Source organism: Candidatus Foliamicus sp. (assembly GCF_965221325.1).
GTDB lineage: Bacteria > Pseudomonadota > Gammaproteobacteria > Steroidobacterales > Foliamicaceae > Foliamicus.
In genome coordinates this window covers 2,217,177-2,236,739 of record NZ_OZ244880.1, presented here as the reverse complement: position 1 = coordinate 2,236,739, position 19,563 = coordinate 2,217,177, and the positions used below count along the sequence as shown (strand labels likewise).

Below are 19,563 nucleotides of genomic sequence, written 5' to 3'. Positions count from 1 at the left end.
CGCCAAGCGCGCGGGCAAGCAGGCCGCCGGCCCTCGGCGGGCGGTCAGGCTTGACCCAGCGCCACGCTGTCGCGCCAGGCTTCGATCATGCTGGTTTGCAGCAGGAAGGCGCGGGCCCGTTCCGGGTCCGCCGCGGTTCGCATGAACTCCGCCTGGCGCTTGCGCTGCGCGTCCGGGTCCAGCGATTCCATGCGCTCCTTGTTCTGAATGGTCTGCTTCTGAATGAATTCGGTGGCGATGGTGCGGCGCTGAACGTCATATACGTCCAGCAGTTCTTCGCTGGCGCCCTCGCGCAGGATGGCGATCAGTTTTTCCGCCAGCACGATGGCGTCCTGGATACCGCCGTTCATGCCCATGCCGCCCAGGGGATTGTTGATGTGCGCCGCATCGCCGGCGATCGCGATATTGCCGACGCGGTAGGTTTCGGCCACGCGCTGATGCACCCAGTAGAGCGTGCGGTGCACGACTTCATAGGGCTCATCGCGAGGCACCACCGCGTTAAGCCGCTCCTGCGCATACTCCGGAGCCAGGAACTTTTCGTCCGGCTCGCCCGGAGCCGTCGGCAGCAGCACGCGCCACAGGTCGCTGGTGCGCAGCAGCACGCACCATTCATCCGGATCGGCCACGTAATTGACGTTGCTCAGGTTTTCCATGTGCGCGGCGAAGTCGAAAGGCGTGCTCAGCACCAGGAACTTCTCCGGGTAGGTGAAGCCCACGTAGCGCATGGTCAGGCTCTTGCGCACCGCGCTGTTGGCGCCATCCGCGCCGATCAGGTAGCGGCCCGTGTACAGCTCCTCCTGCTCGCCCGTGAAGCAAAGCATGCGCGCGCGGTCGCCGTCCTGGCGCGCGCCGATCACTTGCCTTCCGAAAAGCACTTGGGCGTTGGGGTAGTCCTTCAGCATCTCGCACACCACCTGGGTGAGCTTGTACTGTTCGCACTGCAGGCGGTAGGGATGCCCCGTGTCGTCGGCGAGCAGCCCCAGGTCGAAGATCGCTGCCTCGCCCGAGGCGCGGTCGCGGTACTGGTAATCGCGCGTGATCAGCCCCAGAGGGATCAGCCGCCTCGTCAGGTCCAGGTCGTCCAGCAGGTCCAGCGTGGGCGGGTGAAAGGTCGAAGCGCGCAATTCGAGTGGCAGCGAATCGCAGCCTTCCACCAGGATCACGGAAACGCCGGCACGCGCCAGGGCCAGGGCCGCGGTGCAGCCCACCGGCCCGGCTCCGGCAATCAATACGTCGGCGCTTTTATCGGTCATGGCGCGCGTATCTTACTCCTGGCGCGCATGAAGGCATAATTCGTCCTGTCTTTGGCCGGGCTCCGGTTTATGTTCATCATCTTCGCACTCGTCCTGCTGGGCGCGATGGGTTTCAGCATCGTGCTCCCGTCCATCATGTTCGTTGCCGAGGAATTCGGCGGCGGCGAAGCGATGGCGGGATGGATCGTCGCGAGCTATGCGATCGGCCAACTTATCGCCACGCCCATATGGGGCAGGCTGAGCGACCGCTACGGGCGCAAGCTGATACTGGCAACCTGCTCGGCCTGCACCATGATCGCTTTTTTGGGTCTGGCCTTTGCCTACGACGCGCTGACGCTGTTTCTGGCGCGTTTCGTCGGCGGACTGGCCGGCGGTCTGTTTTCCGTGAGCCAAGCCTGGGTGGCGGACACCACCACGCCGCAGAATCGCGCCAAGGGCATGGGCATCATGGGCGCCGGCATCAGCCTGGGCTTCATTCTCGGGCCGTTCGTGGGCGGCTACCTGGGCGGCGACAGCGTCGAAGCGGCCAGCTTGCTGCAGCCCGGCCTGCTGGGCGCTGCACTCGCCGGCGTTCTCCTGCTTGTTATTCTGCTGTTCATGCGCGAGAGTTTGCCGCCCGAAAAGCGCACGCAGCCACAACCTTTTGCCGCGGAACTCCGGCAGTGGGGTGCGGTAGGCAGGCGCCCCGCGGTTACCCGCCTCCTGGTGCTGGGCCTGCTGTGGATGACGGCAGCGGGCATGTTTGAAGTGATGATGCCGCTGTGGGTGGGCGACAAGCTGGAGTGGGGGCCGCGCCATGTGGGCGCCCAGTTCCTGTTCCTCGGCGTACTGGTTGCCATCATCCAGGGCTTCGTGGTTGGGCGGCTGGCCAAGGTTGTCGCCGAGGTGCCCGTGATCGCCGCCGGAATACTGCTGTATGCCGCTGGCCTACTGGTCATTGCGAATTTCGGCGCCGTTGCGTCCAGTGGCTTCACACCGAACATGGCCCAGGACTTCGGCGGCGTCTTGCCGATGACAGCCGTGCTGGCCGACTTGCTCGGACACCCGTGGCTGCTCTTGGGACTTGGCCTGCTGGCCAGCGGCAATGCCCTGCTGGTGCCCAACATCAGTAGCCTGGTATCGAAATACGCCTCCGTTTCGGAACGCGGCACGGTGCTGGGCCTGTTCCAGTCGTCCAACTGGCTGGGCAGGACCATCTCGCCGCCTATGGGCGGCACATTGTTTCAGGAGCAAGGGGCCAATGCGCCGCTCTACGGCTCGGTGATTGTTCTGGCGCCCTGCCTGCTCGGACTGCTGTTATGGTTTGGGGGCGGCCGCGCGCAGCCGCGCAAGGAGATTGAAACATGAGCGAACAAGCAGTAAGCATCAGCCGGCATTTCGTCAGCATTCAAGGCAAATATGGCCATCGCCAGGTGCATTACCGGCGCGCCGGGGATGGACCGTGCCTGGTGTTGCTGCACCAGTCGCCGCAATCTTCGCTGGAGTACGTCGGCCTGATGCAGGAATGGGGGCAGCATTTCACCGTTATCGCCCCGGACACGCCCGGCTACGGCGCTTCGGATCCCGTTGTGGGCGATGACCTCACAATGGCCGATTTCGCCGATTGCGTGGCTGAATTCATTCGCGCGCTGGGCATCAGGAAAACCGGCTTGTACGGGTTTCATACCGGCGCCGCCATGGCGGTGGAAACGGCCGCCCGGCATCCGTCCCTGGTCACCGCGGTGGCCGGGAACGGCTACGGTGCATTCAACGCGGAGGAACAGGCCGACCTGCTGGCCAATTACCTTCCTGCCTTCGTACCTGCCTTCGATGGCTCCCACTTGGCGTGGCTATGGACCCGCCTGCGCCAGCAACTCATGTTCTTTCCTTGGTACGACCTGCGCGCGGCCACGCGCATGAGTTACGACCTGCCCTCGCCCGAGCACCTGCAGAAGGAGGTGCTGGAATTCCTGCGCGCCGGCGACAACTACCGCACCGCTTATGGCTGCGCCTTCGCCCACGACGGCTCCGAGGCGGTTGTGCAGCTTGCCGTGCCGGGTCTGGTTACGGCCTGGGTAGGGGATGTGCTTGCTTCGCAACTGGAGCGCATACCGTCTCCTCCCGCAGGCGTGGCGGTCTATTCCAGCCCCACGCGGCAGGCGGCGCTGGACAATTGTTTCGAGTTGCTCGCCGCGCACCCGGCGCCCACGCCGCCGGCTTCGCCCCCCGCGCAAGCGCTGAAGGGCCGCTTGTGGAGCGAGATGGTTTCGATTCCCGGCGGGCAGGTGCGCGTCTATCGCAACACTGACGCCGACGGCGCCACGGTGGTGGTGCAGCACGACGCCGCCGGCTCGGGGCGCACGGTGCAGGAGCTTGCGGAATCCCTGATCGGCAGCCATCCGGTGCTGGCCGTTGAACTGCCGGGACATGGCGATTCCGACAACACCATCGGCGAAGGCGATGTGAGCGTGGCCGATTATCGCGAAGCCCTGGTGCAGGTATTGGATGCCCTAGGCCTTGATATGGTGAACGGCTATGGCGTCTGGGGCGGCGGTTCGGTGTTGCTGGACATGGCCATTGCCCATCCGGGCAGGGTCGGGCGTCTGGTGGTGACCGGTCTGATCGACCACACACCCGAAGAGCAGGAAGACCTCCTGAAGAACTATGCGCCTGAGATAAAGCCGGAATGGCACGGTGGGCATCTGCTTGCGGCCTGGCACATGATGCGCGATCAGGGCGTGTATTTCCCGTGGTACTCGCGCAAGGCCGCGACGCAACTGAAGGGCGAGCCTTACCTGGACGCCGACATGGTGCACCGCCGGGTGGTGGAGGTGCTGCGCTCGCCGGTCATGTGGCGCAAGGCCTACCATGCGCATTTCCGCTATCGCACCGGGCAGCGCCTGGCAGACGCGGGTATTCCGGTGCTGCTGGCCACCGCCGAGTGGGACGTCGCCCGTGAACTAAGCGAACGCCTGGCGAGCGAATACGCGCATGTCGGCGCCATGCTGCTGCCCGACAACCCGGCGCAATGGGGCGCTGCGGTTACGCCGTTCCTCAACAGTTGAAGCAAGGGTGAATGCAATGACAGAAGAATCGACTCTGAAGCCGTTCAGCCCCGGCGATGTGTTCGTGGGCGCCACGCTGCTCAACGACCCGGACGACGACCACGCCGGGCGCGGTCGGATTATCCAATACGACGCCGATCTTCAGGAAAAGGGGGTCCTCTGGATTGATGACAGCACCCACTTGGTCGGGGGGCTGAAGTTCGACCCCAACGGCGTGCTATGGGCCTTCGACAGCAACGCCCACCTGGTGATCCGCGTCGATTCCAGCGGCCGCCGGCTACCCCACAAGCACTTCGCCGAGCGCTCCTTTTCCAACGTGAATTTCGGACCACAGGGGCAGGTGTATTTGGCCGAGCACATGGTGGGATCGGAAATCCGCCTGCCGCTGCAGACAGAATTAAAACGCATGCCGGGCAGCGACCGGCTGGGCGATGGTCATGTGTTCGAGTACGACGCCGACGGAGAATTGGTGGCCGAACATGCCACCGAAACCCACGGCGGCATGGGCGGATTCCTCGGCGTGACGCATTCCACGCTGGCGCCCGACGGCAAGACCCTGGTCTATGTGTCGGAAACAGGCAAGCGCATCATGCGGTTCGACCTTGAGGACTCCCAGCAGGGCGACGACGTGCTCAATCTCCCCGAGGAAGATCGCCGCGCGATGTGTTTCGCGGTCGGCTACAGCAGCGAAGGGAAGTTGCTGCACATGTGTGGGAACGCCATCGACGTGTTGAGCGAAAAGGGCGAACAGCTCAGGCAAGTGCCGCTGCCCGGGTTCGGCTGGGCCACCATGTGCGTTTCCGGCAACGGGCGGGATGTTCTGGCCGGCAACTTCTTTACCGGCGAGTGCGCGCGCGTAAACCTCGACGCCGGCGCTGTCGAGGCCACCGTCAACGTTGGCGTTGAGCGCTCGCTGGCGGGTATCGCGGAGTTCTCCGGCGATTAGCGCTGCAGTCGGCGGCGTGGCGCGCCTGCGCCGCCGCTTCGGGGCCAGCGGGGTGTGCGCATGCAAGGCCCGCTCGGCTGGCCTTTCGGCCTGAGCACTTGAAGCGATAAGTCATGCTGGGCGTTGACGACAGGCTGGCGCCGCCGGCCACGATGAAATGGGTACGTGTGGGCTTGATTGCCGGCATTCTCGCGGTGCCGACCACGATCGTGCTCTATTACGTTCTCGGACTCGCAGTGGATGCCGCCTGGGAGGGCCGCAATCTGGTGCGCGAATGGCTCGCTCCGCTGGTCGCGCTGGTCCTTCTGAAGACAGTTCTGACCTGGGTTTTCCGCAGCGGGCAGTTCAGGGCGTCGAGCGAAGCCAAGTTGAATGTACGCGACCGTATCCACAAGAAAGTGGCCGAGCTCGGCCCCGGCTTGCTCGGCAAACGCCGAACGGGAGAACTGGCCAATCTGGCTACGGAAGGCGTCGAATACCTGGACTACTACTTCAGCGTGTATTTTGTGCAGATTTGGGTGGCTATCGCCATACCCATCATGCTCTGCGCGGCGATCTTCTGGATCGACTGGGTGATCGGCTTGTGGATGCTGGTGGGGGTTCCGCTTACGCCGCTGTTCGTGGGCTCCTCGGCCCGCGGTTTCCGCCGAATCAGCGCGCGCAACGCCGCGATCAAGAATCGCAACAGCGCGCAATACCTCGACTCGATTCAGGGGATGGCGACGCTGAAGATGTTCAACCAGGACAAGGCGCGCGGCGAAGAGATGAAGGCGGGCAATGAGACGCAGCGGCGCGCCACCATGAAGCTGCTGGCCGTTGCCCAGTCCCAATTTATCTTTCTTGAGTTGGGATTTGCGCTGTTCTCGACGGCGGTCGCCATGGGGGCGGCCCTCTATCGTTATGCCGGAGGCCATATTACGCCTGGCGAGGCGGTTGCCGTCGTGCTCATCAGTCTGGAATTCAGCCGTACCTTGTTGCTTATCGGAGAGTTCTTTTTCGCAGGGGCGGTAGGCCGTGAGGTGGCTCGCAAGGTGAGGGAATTTCTCGACGAAGTTGCGCCGGGGCACAAGCTGAGCCGCAAGGAAATGCGGGACCTGTCCACCGACACGGCCAGAATCCGGATTCAGAACGTGACTTTCGCTTACGCGGGTGCACTCAGGCCGGCAGTGCATGATTTCTCCCTTGAACTGAACCGAGGCGAAAGCGTCGCACTGGTGGGCCGCAGTGGATCGGGGAAGACCACCGTGGCGAACCTGCTGCTGAGAACGCTGGAACCGCAATCGGGTGAAATTCTCTTCGGCGGAATTCCGTACCGACAACTGCCGGTCGCACGAGTCCGGGAGCAGATTGCGCTGGTTCCGCAGGATCCCTTCCTGTTTTTCGGCAGCATCGCCGACAACCTGCGGATTGCCAGCGAAGACGCTACGGACGACGAGCTCATCAAGGCGCTGGAAGGAGCCGAACTTCTGGATTTTGTTTGGTCCACGCCCATGCGCCTGGAAACCCGCGTGGGCGATCAAGGGATGGCGTTGAGCGCCGGGCAGGCGCAGCGTTTGGCCATTGCCCGCGCCTTGCTCAAGGATGCCCCCATTGTTGTTCTCGATGAGCCTACGTCGCAGATCGATGTGGAAACGGAAACCGCGCTCAAGCAGGCGCTGAAGCGCCTCACCGCCCGCAAGGCGGTGCTGATCATCGCCCATCGCCTCAGCACCATAGAACAGGCCGACCGCATCGTCGTGATGCGCGAAGGCAGCGTGGCGGAAAGCGGAACCCGCTCGGAACTGTTGGCCCGGGACGGAACTTACGCCGGCATGATCCGCACAAAGAGGAAACTGGAAGGCCTGTCCGGGTGGTCGCATGCCGGCGCGGTTGCGGGGTCATAGGGTGACCATGGGCGCTCCTGCCGCAACCGTGCCTGGCGAATCGCCCAGGCTCCGCAATGCACGCATTATTTTGCGGCTGCTGGGGCACATGAAGCCGTTCGCCTGGATCATGGGTATTTCGCTTACCGCGCGCACGATCAAGCTGGTGTCGCAGGCGGCTGTACTCGGCATTGCTCTGGCCAGCGTCGGTATATATGTCGCGGCTCACGAGCCCGGTATGGTCAACTGGGACGTGATTTTCAACCAGGTGAAGTGGATCGCTGCAACCGGCGCAATTGTTGGCGTTGCCTCGTATATCGAACAATACACGGGGCACTACGTCGCCTTTCACATCCTGGCGGCCTTGCGCAACAGTTTCTATAGCGCGATGCTGCCTCTGGCGCCGGCCCGCACCTCCAAACTGCAGTCTGGAGATGCGGTAAGCCGCGTAATGGCGGATTGCCAGCGCATCGAGCCGTTTTATGCCCACACCATCGCCCCGGCGGTAGCGGCGATTCTGGTGCCTGGTGCAATTCTCTGGTGGTGCTACGTTATGGAGCCTTCGCTGGCAATGGTGCTGGCGCCGTTCTACCTTGTCACCACCTTCCTGCTGCCGTGGCTGGTGGCGAGACTGGGCGGCGACGGCGTGTCCTACCGGGAACAGCTTGGAGAGCTTAACGCCTATGTTGCGGACAGCATCCAGGGGATCCGCGACACCTTGGCTTTTGGGCACGAAAAGCGCCGCGGCAGGGAACTCTGGCGCATGGGCGCGGCCATGCACAAGGGGCAGAACAAGCTCTATGGCGCCGACGCCATACAGCGGGCGCTCGGCGAGGTTTTCGTGACTGTGGGCATTCTCGCCACGGCCTGGTGGGGCGTCGAGCTGTCACTCGACGGGAGGATTACAGCGCTGGTGGACCTGCCGGCTCTGCTGGGCGTATCCGTTATCGGCTTCTACACTTCGATCGGGCTGGCCAACAACTACACCGACTTTCGCGTCGCAATGATTTCCGCGCGCCGGCTTTTCTCGATGATGGATCAGACTCCCGCTGTGCAGGAAAAGCCGCGAGGAAAGCCGGTCTGCGCTGGCCCCGCCGCAGTCCCTCCATCGCTGCATATGAGGGACATCGTCTTCGAATACGATTCCCGGGATTCCGCATGGGGCCGTGGCGCCAAGGTGCTTGACGGTTTCTCGATCAACATCGAGGCAGGGCGCCATGTAGCGCTCGTGGGACCCAGTGGGTCGGGGAAATCGACCGTCATCAGCCTGTTGCTTCGGCATTGGGCCGCGCAGGCCGGCGAAATTGCGGTGGACGGCAGGCCGCTTGCGGATCTGCCACTGGACGCCGCGCAGGAATTATTTGCCGTTGTTTCGCAGCGCAGCTACATATTCAACGAGTCCATCCGCTACAACATCATGTTCGGACGCCCAGGGGCCAGCGAAGAGGAAATGGCGGCAGCAGCGCGGGACGCCGGATTAAGCGAGTGGATTGCCTCGCTCCCGAACCGCTATGAATCGCCGGCCGGAGAGCGTGGCGCCAATTTGTCCGGGGGCCAGCGTCAGCGCATTGCCATTGCCCGCGCAATTCTCAAGGATGCGCCGATCGTGCTACTGGACGAGCCCACGTCGAGCCTGGATGTGGAAACGGAGAGGAGCGTTATCGAAGCCTTGCGCCGATTGTGCGCACACAAGACCACACTCACGATTGCGCATCGGCTCTCTACCATTGTCGATAGCGACGACATTCTGGTTATGAAGAACGGAAGAATCGCCGAGCAAGGGACGCACCAGGAATTGATGGCCAAAGGCGGCTGGTACGCACAGATGTCTGTTCTGCAACTTGATGAGGTTGATATCGTATCGACCTGAAATGCGAGGTACTGTTGGGTGTGCTTATTCCAAGCCGCAGCGCATTCGCGCCCACGAATGTGATGCTCGGCGTTGCTCGCGGCTTTCGTACTACCCCCGGTCAGAGGATAGAATTCCGCTCTCCAACGAGAGCTTGCCGGGAGGACAGGCGATGGCCATACGCATGCGGGACGTGGAATACAGCCACGGAGACCAGGTATTTGAGGGACGGATGTATTGGGAAGACAGCACTCAGGGGGCGGCCCCGGCGGTGGCCGTGGCGCACGCCTGGAGCGGCCGCGGCGAACACGAGTGCGAAGCAGCCGAGAAGCTGGCCGGCGAGGGCTACGTGGGATTTGCGCTGGATGTTTACGGAAAGGGTGTGCGCGGACAGACTGTGGAGGAGAACATGGGCCTGATGCAGCCCTTGCTCGACGACAGGGCGTTGCTCCAGGCGCGGCTCAGCGCGGGGTTGGACAGTGCGGCCTCGCAGCCCGAAGTGGACGGTGGCAAGCTGGCCGCGATCGGCTATTGCTTCGGCGGTTTGTGCGTCCTGGACATGGCGCGTGCAGGATTGCCGGTGCAGGGGGTGGCAAGCCTGCATGGACTGTTCAACGCGCCGGGAAACACGGAAGGCAACAAGATCAGCGCCAAGGTTCTTGCTCTGCACGGCTGGGCCGACCCCATGGCGCCGCCGGACACGGTTCTTGGTTTGGCCGAAGAAATGACGAACGCGGGAGCCGACTGGCAGATTCACGCATACGGGCACGCGCTGCACGGTTTCACGCACGACGCGCCGGCGATGGCCCCCGGCATCGGATATAGCGAATCGGCCGATCGCCGGTCGTGGCAAGCGGTGGTGAATTTCGTGGCGGAACTGTTCGCTTGAGCCGCAAGTGGCGTCCTATTCCACCAACGAATTCAAGCCCGGTCTCAAGCTCATGCTGGGCGATGAGCCCTGCGCGATCCTGGGGGCGGAGTTCGTAAAACCTGGAAAGGGGCAGGCCTTCACGCGGGTCAAGCTGCGCTATCTGCGCACGGGGCGCGTGATCGAGCGCAACTTTCGCTCAGGCGAATCGGTGCCCGCTGCCGATGTCGTCGATCGTGAAATGGACTACCTCTACAGTACCGGGGACGAATGGGTGTTCATGGATGCAGAGACGTTCGAACAGTACGAGGCCGGAGCAGCAGCCATGGGTGGATGCGAACAATGGCTGGTGGAGCAAAGCCGATGCCGCGTGACGCTCTTCAACGGCGCTCCGCTCACGGTCGCGCCGCCCAATTTCGTTGAATTGAAGGTTGCCCGATCGGATCCGGGCATGAAGGGCGACACCGCCACGGGCGGAGTCAAGCCGGCGACACTGGAAACCGGGGCCGTTGTGAAGGTGCCGCTATTCGTCGAGGAAGGCGCGGTAATCAAGGTGGACACCCGCACCGGCGAATATATGGGCCGAGCCTAGCCCGACTAGCCTGGGCTATTGCTCCGGTCTCTTTTGGCCCAGCGCCTGGCCGCAGCGCACTTCCGTTCCGGGTTCCAGGCCGGGCAGCCAGTCGAGCAATCCCTCCGTGGCGGTCAGGACGACGGTCGAGCCGAGGTTGAAGTGGCCCACGTAGTCGCCGCGCTCAAGTTTCTGGCCCAGCGGCCCCTGGTATCGCCAGCGGGTGGCGATAGGTGGAATGCTTGCGTCGGTGGAAATGCCGAAGGCGGTGCCGATGGACCCGACATTCAGAGCGCCCACCAGGACCACGCAGAATTTCCCGGCGCCGGTGTCGAAATGCAGGGCAACCCGCTCGTTGGTTGCCAGGACTGACGGTTCGGCGGCGACGATGCCCGGACTCACCGAAATCCGGCGCCCGGGCAGATACACGATCTCGCGCAGTTGACCACTCAAAGGAATATGCACCCGGTGGTAGTCCGAAGGCCGCAGATACACGACCGCCGCCAGACCGCGCTGGTACGCCGCCGCGCAACCTGGCCCGCCCAGCAGTTGCTCGATGGACCAGGAGGCGCTCTTGGCTTCGATCTGCGCGCCGCCGTCCAGCAGACCGATGCGGGTGAGCAGACCGTCGGCCGGACACGCCACTACGTCCTCGCTCCCTTCAGGCTTGCGCGCCCCTGTGCCGAGTTCACGGGCGAAGAATTCAGCGAGACTTGCATAGCCCTGCGGCACCGGCTTGGCGGCCTCGGAGACATTGATGGAATACATCCACGAAAAGGCGCGGATAAGCAGGCCCCCAGGCCCGCGAAAGCGGGCAATACGCGCAGCCAGGCGGCTGAGCGTCAGCAGCGGCAGCAGAAAATGAAAGCGAACCAGAAGTCGGTTGAACACGGGCGCGGCTCAATGGGCGCCCCGCGATTGTAGCCGGAGGGGGGCGCGTCAAGTGCGCTTCGGTGATCTCGTGGAGGAACTGGCTGCACGCCTGGCGGCGGGTCGGGCCTTTTTTGGGCACGGTCAGGCCAGCGCCTGGGATGAAGCCCTGCGGTTGGCTACTTTCGTTTGCAGGGCCGGACATTGGCAGCGCGCCGCGCTGATGCAGCGGCGCGTTTCCCGCGCCGAGCAGGCTCGCGCGCGAGGCATGGCAAGGACCAGGGTATCGCGGCGAATACCGCTGGCATACCTCACGCGGGAAGCCTGGTTCGCCGGTTTGCGCTTTGAGGTGGACAAGCGCGTATGCATACCGCGTTCGCCGCTGGCGGAGCTGATCGAAGACGGTTTCGCGCCGTGGATCAAAGAGCGTGAGCCGCGACGCATCCTGGAGCTTTGCACCGGTTCCGGCTGCATCGCTGCGGCCTGCGCTGCCGCCTTTCCCGGCAGCGAAGTAGTCGCTACCGACATTTCTACGGCTGCCCTGCACCTGGCGGCGCGCAACATCAAGCGCCTCGGGTTGGCGCGCCGGGTGCAGCTACTGGAGGGCGACTTGTTCGCCGGAGCCGAAGGCCGTTTCGACCTGGTGGTCGCCAATCCACCCTATGTGCCCACCGGCATATGCAACGCCCTGCCCAAGGAGTACCGTCATGAACCACGGATGGCCCTGGAGAGCGGCGCCGACGGACTGGCGGCGGCGGAACGCATCCTGCGCGCAGTGCCGGCATACCTTGCGGCACAGGGATTGCTGGTGCTTGAATTGGGAGAAGTAGCCGACGAGTTTGCGGCGCGTCATCCCGAACTGCCCTTTGTCTGGCCGGACATGCAAAGTGGCGGCAGCGGCGTCCTGCTGCTGAGCGGGGATAGTCTTTCGTTCCGCGGCTAACCCAAGTCCGTGGCCGGTCCGCGCCGCGTTCCGGGGGCTCTGTGTTCTTCCGAGCTCATTCCGGCGCGGGTTTGTTCAGAAGCTTGGCGAGCAGCCGGGCGATTTCCAGGCGCATGACCCGCCGGTCCAGGATCATGTCCAGCGCTCCGTGTTCGAGGAGAAATTCGGCACGCTGAAAGCCTTCCGGCAGTTCTTCGCGCACCGTCTGCTTGATCACTCGGGGGCCGGCGAAACCGATCAGGGCTCCCGGTTCGGCAATCACGATGTCGCCCTGCATGGCCAGGCTCGCGGACACGCCGCCCATCGTGGGGTTGGTGAGCACCGATATGTAGGGCAGACCGGCCTTCGCCAGCGCATGCAGCGCGGCGCTGGCCTTGGCCATCTGCATCAGCGAGAACAGTGCTTCCTGCATTCGCGCGCCTCCCGAGGCCGCGAAGTTGATCAGCGGTATTCGGTGTTCGCGGCAATGGCTTGCGGCGCGCGCGAACTTCTCCCCCACGACCGAACCCATGGAACCGCCCATGAACCCGAACTCGAAGGCGCTGGCCACGACCGACTGTCCGTGCAGCGTTCCGGTCATGGTGATCAGGGCTTCCAGCTCGCCACTGGCGTCGCGCGCCTTGCTGACGCGATCGGCGTAGCGCTTGGTGTCCTTGAACTTCAGTGGGTCCCGAGGCAGCAGGCGCGGCGCCAGTTCTCTTGGCGTGCCCTGGTCCAGGAACATTTCCAGGCGCCGCCGGGCGCCGAGATGCATGTGATGCTCGCACTTGGGACACACATGCTGAATCCGTTCCACCTCGGTGCGGTAAAGCTGTGTGCCGCAGGCATCGCACTTGACCCACACGCCTTCGGGCACGGATTTTCGCGGCCGCCGCGTGGTAATTCGCGACGGCATTAGTTTCTGCAGCCAAGAAATCGCCATAAGGCCTTGATGTTAGCCTAAATGTGTTCTTCAGACGGGCTTTGTATCGGAGACCGCGCGGTCGGCCGTCCTGAAAGCAGCGTGTCCGGATAGACGATTCCGTAGAGGTACAGGCCGTGCGCCGGCGCGGCGGGGCCCGCAGCCTCTCGCCTGCGGGCGGCCAGAATCTCCGCCAGCCACTCAGGAGGCTGGCGGCCGCGGCCCACCAACACCAGGGAGCCGGCAATGTTCCGCACCATGCGCTGCAGGAAACCGTTGGCCCGGCAACTGATCCATACACGCTCGCCGATGCGTCGAACCTGGATGTTGTCGATCCTGCGCACTGGCGATTTCGCCTGGCAGCCGGCGGCGCGAAACGTGCTGAAATCCTGTTGTCCCAGCAGCGCTTGCGCGGCGCTATGCATGGCCTCCGTGTCGAGCGGCTCGCGAATCAGCCAGGCGCGATTGCGTTGCAGGGCCGATCGCACAGTTTGATTGAGCACCAAGTAGGCATACGCGCGCGAGATGGCCGAATACCTTGCATGAAAATCGGCCTGGACCGGCCGCACCCAGAGCAGGTTGATGTCTTGGGGGAGATAGGTGTTCGCGCCCAGCAGCCAGTCGGTGGGCTTGCGTCGAGCGTGGGAGTCGAAGTGCGCTACCTGCTCGATTGCATGCACACCGGCATCCGTGCGCCCGGCTCCCATGCAACTCACCGCATGGTTCGCCACCCGGCTGAGTGCCTCATTCACGGCATCCTGAATGCTGGGACTGCCGGATTGCGCCTGCCATCCGTGAAAGTTGCCGCCGTCGTACTCCAAGCCGATGGCCAGCCGGCTCCCAGTCATGTGCTGGTCGGGACTTCCTGGTGCAGCCGATGCCGAAGGCGGCGCAACGCCCGGGCCACTTCCCCGCCGTAATTGCTCCCCCTCAATTCGGCAATTCGTGCCAGCACCTCCAGCGCATCGCCGTGGCGGCCCATCTCCTGCAAGGCCCTTGCCAGATCGACAAGGTTCTCCGGTTCCAGTTCGTCCAAAGCTTCCGACAGCGTCGGGTCCGGCTGCCCCTCCGCGCCCTCGCTGCCCTCTACGTTCACCATGGCGCCGCCGGCGGAGTCCTGCGCATAGGTTTCGGCTGCCTTGCCGGCGGCCGGCGCCTTTCGCGCTCGGCGCCGAGGCTGACGGACGCCCGCCGGCCGTGCGCCCCCCAGCACGCCTCCCAGCACCGCGAAGATGGCTACGGCGATGAGCAGCGGCTCTCCCCAACGCGTCCATGGCGAGATCAGCCCCTCGTATAGAGACGCGGGCGCCGCGAACAACGCAACGAGTAGCGCGACCGCCAGTATGCGCGGCGCAAGGCGAATTCTCACGGCACTAGCTCGGCAGATGATCGCGGATCAGCAATTCGGCGATCTGCACGGCGTTGAGCGCGGCTCCCTTGCGAACGTTGTCGGCGACCACCCAGAAGTTCAGGCCCTGTTCGTGCGAGATGTCTTGGCGCACCCGGCCCACGAACACTGCGTCCGATTGCGCCGCGTCGATGCCGGCGGTTGGATATCCCCCAGCCTGACCCTGGCTCTTCACGATTACCCCGCGTGCGCCGCGAAACAGCGCGAGCGCTTCCTCCACCTCGATCTCGCGCTTGAGCTCCACGCTCACGGCTTCGGAATGTCCGAAGAAAACCGGCACCCGCACCGCGGTGGCGCTTATGCGCAGCGTCGGGTCGCCCAGTATCTTGCGGGTTTCCCAGACGATCTTCATTTCTTCCTTCGTGTAGCCGTTGTCCTGAAAGACATCGATATGCGGAACTGCGTTGAAGGCCGCGCTGGGCGCCGCTGTTCCAAAGCTGGCCTGTTCGCCGTTTTGCTCCGCGTCTCCGGCTTCCGGAGCCGCTCCTTCGGGACGGCCCTTCCCGGACATCATGTCGGCTGTGTGGCGCGCGAGTTCCTCCATGGCCTGACGGCCTGCGCCCGATATGGCCTGGTAGGTCGCGACGCTGATCCTTTCGATGCCGGCGGCATCGTATAGCGGCTTTAATGCAACCACCAGTTGAATGGTGGAGCAATTCGGGTTGGCCACGAGTCTCCGCCCCAGGGAGCCGGCCAGCGATTCCGGATTGACCTCGGGCACCACCAGCGGCACGTCGTCGTCGTAGCGGAACGCCGAGGAATTGTCGATAACGATCGTCCCCTGGCTCGCCGCGCGCGGCGCGTGTTCCCTGGCGGCGTCAGCGCCTGCGGAAAACAAGGCGATGTCGGATTGGGAAAAATCGAAATCCCCCAACACTTCCACCGGTACCTGCCGGTCCGCGAACTCCACGGTTTTCCCGAGCGATTTCTCGCTGGCCAGCGCGTGCACTGCCTTAACCGGAAACTTGCGCTCGGCGAGAATCCGCAGCAAGGTTTCGCCTACCAGCCCCGTAGCGCCCGCCACCGCCACGTTATAGCCGTCCATTTCAGCCTGCCGCTCTGCGTTTCCGGGCCGAAGAGCGCGCCGTGGAGGTGCCGGGGATTACGCTGCGGTCCACGTCGCCGCACTGTGCGCGGTCGCGCAGGAAGTGGTCCATGAGCGTGAGCGCCAGCATGGCTTCGGCGATCGGTGTGGCGCGCAATCCGACACAGGGATCGTGGCGCCCGCCGGTGCTGATCTCGGTGGACGCGCCCCCGCGCGTGACAGTGGCGCCTTTCTTACGGATGCTGGATGTCGGTTTGAGCGCAATGCTCACTCTCAAGTCCTGGCCCGAGGTGATGCCTCCCAGCGTCCCCCCGGCATCGTTCTTGACAAAGCCGTCTGGGTTGATTTCGTCGCGATGCTCCGAGCCGCGCTGCTCCACGGCGGCGAAACCGGCGCCAAACTCCACCCCCTTCACGGCATTGATGCTCATCATGGCATGGGCAATAGCGGCCTCCAGCTTGTCGAACACGGGTTCACCGAGGCCCGGGGGCACTCCCTGGGCAACGACATTGATGCGCGCGCCGATCGAGTCGCCGGCCAGCCGTAGCTCGTCCATGAAGGCTTCGAGCTCTTCGAGCCGCCCGGGGTCGCCACAGAAAAACGGGTTGTCGTTGATGATCTCGGGCTGCGGACAGTCAAGCCGAATCGGGCCCAACTGCGCCACATAGCCGAATATCGTGATGCCGGCGCGCTCCTTGAGGTACTTGCGCGCGATGGCCCCGCCCGCCACGCGCATTGCGGTTTCGCGGGCCGAGGCGCGGCCGCCGCCGCGGTAGTCCCGGATTCCGTATTTTTGCTGGTAGCTGAAATCGGCATGCCCGGGACGAAACTTGTCCTTGATCGCGGAATAATCGCGCGTCCGCTGGTCCGTGTTCTCGATGATCAGGCCGATTGGCGTGCCGGTGGTCCGTCCTTCGAATACGCCCGACAGAATTCGTACGCGGTCGGCTTCCTTGCGCTGCGAGGTATGCCGCGAACGCCCCGGTCGTCGCCGGTCCAGGTCCACCTGGATGTCTGTCTCGTCAAGCTCCATGCCTGGCGGGCAGCCGTCCACGATCGCTCCAATGGCCAGTCCGTGGCTTTCGCCGTAGGTTGTGACGCTGAAAAGACGCCCTATGGAATTGCCGGACATGATGCGGATGCGTGGCGCGAATGGAACCAACTGCTATTCTACGCGGCCTGTCGCCGCGAACTCGGGCCGATGGCTGCGGCGTATAATTGCAGCCGATGCAATCGCCGGTTCTTGAGCGGCTGGTGGGCGGGGTGGTCCTGGTGGGTCTGCTGCTGTTGCTGGCCCTGTTGATCGGACCGCGAGAAGGGCACCGCATGCCGGACCAGGAGGCCCTCGCAATTCCTGGGGCCAGAGACGCAATTGAGCCTGCGAAGAGCGCCGCTGCAGCTATCGTTCAGGACAACTCCCCGCAAGTCATCCAAGTTGCGCCGCGCGACCCCGTACCGCTATCAGAAGAGACCTTGCGCGTTGCCGAGTGGGGTGTGCAGGTCGGGAGTTTCACCGAGCGTGGCAATGCGGAACGGCTGTCCGAACAATACCGAGAGCAAGGCTTTGGCGTGAAAGTCGTCACCTCCCCCGGTGAAGACGGCCAGCTCTATCGCGTTCGGGTAGGCCCATATGCGAGCCGCGATAGCGCGCGCTCAGCCAGGGCGCAGTTGGCGCTTCAGGGGCGTAGCACATTCGTTACGGATTGGAACAGCGACCAGCCATGATCCTTTTCGACTGGCTCGTGCTCGTGATTGTGGCGATTGCCTGCTATCTGGGCATGAAGCGCGGGTTTCTGGGCGCCGCCCTGAACCTGGCGACCTGGGCGGCGGCCGTTTTCCTTGCCTTCGCCTTCGGTGACCTGGTGGTGGCCGAGCTTATGCCCGGTCTGCCCGGCGCAATCGAGAGCTGGGTGACCGGCAATCCTCTTGCGGAGGCGATATTTCGCGGCCCTGAGGTGGCCGATTCCATCGCGCTATGGAGCGCGCGCCTGGGGCTGCTGGTCGTGGTCCTGCTTTGCGGATCGACCCTTGCGGGGATTGCATCCGCTGTGGTGGGGAACAGCGTGTTCGCATCCGCGGATCGCGCCTTGGGCGTATTGCTCGGGGCGGCCAAGGGTTGGCTTATCGCTGGCGGCTTGCTGCTCCTGGTGACGCATGTGGGGCCGCAAAGCTGGCTGCAAGGCGCTGCCAGCCTGCGTTTTCTGCAACCGGTCAGCCATGCGCTGAATGTGCTGCTTCGAGCGCTGGGAGGTCAGTGATGTGCGGGATTGTCGGCCTGATGAGCCAGGGGCCAGCGGCCCAGGAAATCTATGATGCCCTGATCATGCTCCAGCATCGGGGGCAGGACGCGGCCGGCATCGTGACCGATGACGCCGGCATGTGCCGCACGCGCAGGGCGCGCGGGCTGGTGCGCGAGACCTTCCGTGCGCGGCATATGCACAATCTGCGCGGCGCGGCTGGTCTTGGCCATGTGCGCTACCCGACCGCCGGTTCGGACAAGAACTCCGAGACCCAGCCGTTTTTCGTTAACAGCCCTTATGGCATTGCGCTGGCCCATAACGGCAATCTCACTAATGCGCACGACCTGGCGCGGGAAATGCGCATGCGCGACCGTCGCTATCTCAATACCCATTCCGACAGCGAGTTGCTGCTCAATGTGTTTGCACATGAATTGCTGCGCACTTCACGCCGGTCGATGGATGCAGAAGCGGTTTTCCGGGCCGTACGCGGAGTACACAAACGGTGCAAGGGCGCCTACTCGGTGGTATGTCTCATCCTGGGCTACGGGATGGTGGCGTTCCGCGATCCGTATGGCATCCGGCCCATGGTCGTGGGGCGCCGGGAAGGCAAGACCGGTCCGGAGTACCTGGTGGCTTCGGAGAGCGTCGCCCTGCAGCAGCTCGGTTTCGAACTGGTGCGCGACGTGTTGTCGGGGGAGGCCTGGTATTTCGGATACGGCCAGGAAGCGCAAGCGCGGCAATGCGCTACCCGCAAGCATTACACGCCCTGCATCTTCGAGTACGTGTACTTTGCCCGGCCCGACTCGCTCATGGACCGCATTTCGGTGCACAAGGCGCGCCTCAGAATGGGAGAAAAGCTGGCGGAGAAGATGTTGCGCGAAATCGATCCCGGCGATGTGGATGTGGTCATTCCGGTACCGGACACCAGCCGCACCAGCGCGATGGAAGTTTCAACACTGTTGAACGTGAAGTACCGCGAGGGCTTTATCAAGAACCGCTACATCGGCCGTACCTTCATCATGCCGGGCCAGGACGAGCGCACCCGGTCCGTGCGCCAGAAACTCAACCCGATCAACCTGGAATTTCGCGGCAAGAACGTACTGCTGGTGGACGATTCCATCGTGCGCGGCACCACGTCGCGGCAAATCGTGGAGATGGCGCGCGAGGCGGGCGCGAAGAAAGTCTATTTCGCGTCGGCGGCGCCACCGGTCCGCTACCAGAACGTTTACGGCATCGACATGCCGGCTCCCAAGGAGCTTATTGCTTCGGGGCGTAGCGAGGAGGAAGTGCGCGAGTGGATCGGTGCGGATCGGCTGATTTACCAGGACCTGGGCGATCTGATTTCCGCCGTGAATTTCCGGCACGCCGAAATCACCGGCTTTGACGTGTCGTGTTTCAACGGCGACTACCTTACCGGCGGCGTGGACCGTGCATTGCTGCGCCGCGTCGCCAAGGAGCGTTCCGACGGCGTGCGCGCCGAGCGCCGGTTTGGCAAGGCCAAGTCGTCAGGAGCCGTGCCCGCCCCTCCTCAGTCCGAACTACCCACCCTGGAACCCGAAGGCGCCTGACGCGCATATTGCGCCCTGGAGCCCGGACTCTGCTGAGATGTTCGGGCTAGCAGCCTTTCGGACTTGGGGTTGCCGAAGCGTTCATGTATCAGAATTACTCATACTTCATGGTTGATTACCATATAAATGCACTAGTACCAATATTGACTCTTCGATGCGTATCGATATTGTATTATTTAGATGGTTATGAGCCAT

Annotated in this window: 18 protein-coding genes; 11 read left to right on the top strand and 7 right to left on the bottom strand. The window is 63.7% G+C overall.

All coding sequences use genetic code 11. From position 1 onward, the window contains the following. Nucleotides 1-44 precede the first annotated feature (44 nt). Nucleotides 45-1,253, bottom strand: coding sequence for an FAD-dependent oxidoreductase (locus tag ACWCOO_RS09615; RefSeq protein ID WP_446830761.1), 1,209 nt, complete (start codon nucleotides 1,251-1,253; stop codon nucleotides 45-47). A 69-nt stretch (nucleotides 1,254-1,322) separates the two neighbouring features. Here ACWCOO_RS09615 and ACWCOO_RS09610 point away from each other — a divergent pair, with 69 nt between their 5' ends. From ACWCOO_RS09610 to efp, 7 genes are all read left to right on the top strand, one after another. Beyond that, nucleotides 1,323-2,600 carry an MFS transporter gene (locus ACWCOO_RS09610; RefSeq protein WP_446830760.1) on the top strand — a complete coding sequence of 426 codons (1,278 nt, stop codon included), beginning with the start codon at nucleotides 1,323-1,325 and terminating at the stop codon, nucleotides 2,598-2,600. After that, entirely contained in the window at nucleotides 2,597-4,297 is a 1,701-nt protein-coding gene (locus tag ACWCOO_RS09605) for an alpha/beta hydrolase (RefSeq protein ID WP_446830759.1), read from the top strand. Before ACWCOO_RS09610 ends, ACWCOO_RS09605 begins: the two co-directional genes overlap by 4 nt. A gap of 16 nt (nucleotides 4,298-4,313) precedes the next feature. Further along, nucleotides 4,314-5,243 carry an SMP-30/gluconolactonase/LRE family protein gene (locus ACWCOO_RS09600; protein WP_446830758.1) on the top strand — a complete coding sequence of 310 codons (930 nt, stop codon included), beginning with the start codon at nucleotides 4,314-4,316 and terminating at the stop codon, nucleotides 5,241-5,243. A gap of 113 nt (nucleotides 5,244-5,356) precedes the next feature. Then, nucleotides 5,357-7,126: an ABC transporter ATP-binding protein/permease gene (locus ACWCOO_RS09595; protein ID WP_446830757.1), complete on the top strand. Its 1,770-nt coding sequence runs from the start codon at nucleotides 5,357-5,359 to the stop codon at nucleotides 7,124-7,126. A gap of 7 nt (nucleotides 7,127-7,133) precedes the next feature. After that, a complete protein-coding gene (locus ACWCOO_RS09590; protein ID WP_446830756.1) occupies nucleotides 7,134-8,975 on the top strand; it encodes an ABC transporter ATP-binding protein in 1,842 nt (613 codons plus the stop codon). 151 nt (nucleotides 8,976-9,126) lie between these two features. Then, nucleotides 9,127-9,843, top strand: coding sequence for a dienelactone hydrolase family protein (locus ACWCOO_RS09585; RefSeq protein ID WP_446830755.1), 717 nt, complete (start codon nucleotides 9,127-9,129; stop codon nucleotides 9,841-9,843). A 7-nt stretch (nucleotides 9,844-9,850) separates the two neighbouring features. Then, nucleotides 9,851-10,414 (top strand): elongation factor P, encoded by a 564-nt coding sequence (gene efp, locus ACWCOO_RS09580; protein ID WP_446830754.1) that lies wholly within the window; start codon nucleotides 9,851-9,853, stop codon nucleotides 10,412-10,414. Nucleotides 10,415-10,429: 15 nt separating this feature from the next. Here efp and asd read toward each other — a convergent pair whose 3' ends face one another. After that, the gene (asd, locus tag ACWCOO_RS09575; protein WP_446830753.1) at nucleotides 10,430-11,284 is read right to left on the bottom strand and encodes an archaetidylserine decarboxylase; all 855 of its coding nucleotides are present in this window, start codon (nucleotides 11,282-11,284) and stop codon (nucleotides 10,430-10,432) included. Between the two features lie 52 nt (nucleotides 11,285-11,336). Between asd and prmB the strand changes: the two genes are divergently transcribed. Beyond that, the gene (gene prmB, locus ACWCOO_RS09570; protein ID WP_446830752.1) at nucleotides 11,337-12,206 is read left to right on the top strand and encodes a 50S ribosomal protein L3 N(5)-glutamine methyltransferase; all 870 of its coding nucleotides are present in this window, start codon (nucleotides 11,337-11,339) and stop codon (nucleotides 12,204-12,206) included. A 55-nt stretch (nucleotides 12,207-12,261) separates the two neighbouring features. On the opposite strand, the gene accD is transcribed toward prmB, so the two are convergent. The 5 genes from accD to aroC are packed head-to-tail and all read right to left on the bottom strand — an operon-like array spanning nucleotide 12,262 to nucleotide 16,692. After that, complete coding sequence (gene accD, locus ACWCOO_RS09565; protein ID WP_446832040.1) at nucleotides 12,262-13,122, bottom strand: acetyl-CoA carboxylase, carboxyltransferase subunit beta; 861 nt, start codon at nucleotides 13,120-13,122, stop codon at nucleotides 12,262-12,264. A 23-nt stretch (nucleotides 13,123-13,145) separates the two neighbouring features. Next, nucleotides 13,146-13,955, bottom strand: coding sequence for a tRNA pseudouridine(38-40) synthase TruA (gene truA, locus ACWCOO_RS09560; protein WP_446830751.1), 810 nt, complete (start codon nucleotides 13,953-13,955; stop codon nucleotides 13,146-13,148). Continuing rightward, the gene (locus ACWCOO_RS09555; protein ID WP_446830750.1) at nucleotides 13,952-14,476 is read right to left on the bottom strand and encodes a hypothetical protein; all 525 of its coding nucleotides are present in this window, start codon (nucleotides 14,474-14,476) and stop codon (nucleotides 13,952-13,954) included. Before ACWCOO_RS09555 ends, truA begins: the two co-directional genes overlap by 4 nt. A gap of 4 nt (nucleotides 14,477-14,480) precedes the next feature. Next, complete coding sequence (locus ACWCOO_RS09550) at nucleotides 14,481-15,560, bottom strand: aspartate-semialdehyde dehydrogenase (protein WP_446830749.1); 1,080 nt, start codon at nucleotides 15,558-15,560, stop codon at nucleotides 14,481-14,483. 1 nt (nucleotide 15,561) lies between these two features. Further along, nucleotides 15,562-16,692 (bottom strand): chorismate synthase, encoded by a 1,131-nt coding sequence (gene aroC, locus ACWCOO_RS09545; RefSeq protein ID WP_446830748.1) that lies wholly within the window; start codon nucleotides 16,690-16,692, stop codon nucleotides 15,562-15,564. Nucleotides 16,693-16,787: 95 nt separating this feature from the next. On the opposite strand from aroC, the gene ACWCOO_RS09540 reads away from it, so the two are divergent. The 3 genes from ACWCOO_RS09540 to purF are packed head-to-tail and all read left to right on the top strand — an operon-like array spanning nucleotide 16,788 to nucleotide 19,368. After that, nucleotides 16,788-17,285 (top strand): SPOR domain-containing protein, encoded by a 498-nt coding sequence (locus ACWCOO_RS09540; protein WP_446830747.1) that lies wholly within the window; start codon nucleotides 16,788-16,790, stop codon nucleotides 17,283-17,285. Continuing rightward, the gene (locus ACWCOO_RS09535) at nucleotides 17,282-17,818 is read left to right on the top strand and encodes a CvpA family protein (RefSeq protein WP_446830746.1); all 537 of its coding nucleotides are present in this window, start codon (nucleotides 17,282-17,284) and stop codon (nucleotides 17,816-17,818) included. The genes ACWCOO_RS09540 and ACWCOO_RS09535 overlap by 4 nt, the downstream gene beginning before the upstream one ends. Beyond that, on the top strand, nucleotides 17,818-19,368 hold the full coding sequence (gene purF, locus ACWCOO_RS09530) for an amidophosphoribosyltransferase (protein WP_446830745.1): 1,551 nt from the start codon (nucleotides 17,818-17,820) through the stop codon (nucleotides 19,366-19,368). Before ACWCOO_RS09535 ends, purF begins: the two co-directional genes overlap by 1 nt. The last annotated feature ends 195 nt before the right edge of the window (nucleotides 19,369-19,563 follow it).